This is a genomic window from Limnohabitans sp. (assembly GCF_040400975.1).
GTDB lineage: Bacteria > Pseudomonadota > Gammaproteobacteria > Burkholderiales > Burkholderiaceae_C > Limnohabitans_A.
Window position 1 is genome coordinate 1 of the sequence record NZ_JBBAPF010000145.1, and the last position, 1124, is coordinate 1124.

A 1124-nucleotide genomic window follows, 5' to 3' on the forward strand; every position below is an offset into this window, starting at 1 on the left:
TGGGTACTGCCGGCTCCGCGCAAGCTGGCAGGCCTGACGGACCCGAGGCGGGCGCTGGCTGCGCCGCTCTGACGCGGCACCCCCGTGGTGTTGGCGTGGGGTCGCCCGGCCGGTGGATGGCCGAAGGCAGCCGTGGGCACGCGGGTACTGGTTCGGCTTGGCGGCAGTCTCCTCACCCTCCCCGGGGACATGGTCTTCGGCGCCCTAGCACGGGCAGAGTGTGGCGTCACCTTGGTCTCTTGCGCTGGCTCTGGATCTCAGTCTTCCTTGGGTACTGGACAGTTGCGGAGGCAGGCAAGACGAGGCGGACCTCTGATCAGCCCTTGGACCGCATGAAGGCGGCGCACACGACGGGCACAGAAGAGAAGGGCGACTTCTCGAGCGCTGGCAGCACAGCCAGCGAATGCAACACGGCATCGAGCGGCGAGTCTGTAGGGTTGCTTCCCCTGGACACCGAAAGCGATACGGAGGAGGACGGCTGCGCCGAGCAGCCGGGCATACACGAAGTCGCGGCGAGAAGTGGTGCTGGCCACAGCTCGGGTGACAGCAAGTGGGACTCCTTGGCCGTCAAGGGGAGCACGTTCCAGGTTTCTTGCGTCAACATCACCAGCTTCTGGTCTAGCCTGGCGACGATTGGTGGGATGCACAGTGACATCATTGCGGTGCAGGAACATGGTATACTCGAGCGGAGCAGGGAGGCCGCCCAGGCGGTGGCCTTCCAACAAGGTTTCACATTGGTTGCTGGCCCGCTTGACGAGACGGGGCACTCAGGGGTTGCGGTTTTGGTGCGAGCGCCAGCACGGGCGCAAGAGGACCCGTGCCGGTCCGAGGAGGGGCGCAGCGCGCGCGACCTTGGACGGTTGCTCATTGTCAGAGTGGACCTTCCTATGGGAGTGCAGGTGGCGGTCATATCCTTGTACTGTTGGAGTGGGTCAAGCGATCGTGGGCTCTTGCAGGTCCGCTCCAGCGCCCTCATACAAGCTGCCAGGCTCGAGGCCGCCGTTCGCAAGGATGCACTTGTTCTTATTGCAACGGATTTGAACGGGGACATGGGCGACTTCGAGCCGTTGTGTTCCGCTATCACTGGAGGTGAGCGGTGGGACCTTGGTGCCCTGGAGCACCTC

Annotated in this window: 1 protein-coding gene; it reads left to right on the forward strand. The window is 64.3% G+C overall.

What is annotated here, in order from left to right; translation table 11 throughout:
- Positions 1-332: 332 nt before the first annotated feature.
- A partial coding sequence (locus tag ABWQ00_RS16250) for a hypothetical protein (RefSeq protein ID WP_353239700.1) occupies positions 333-1124 on the forward strand: 792 nt, incomplete at its 3' end.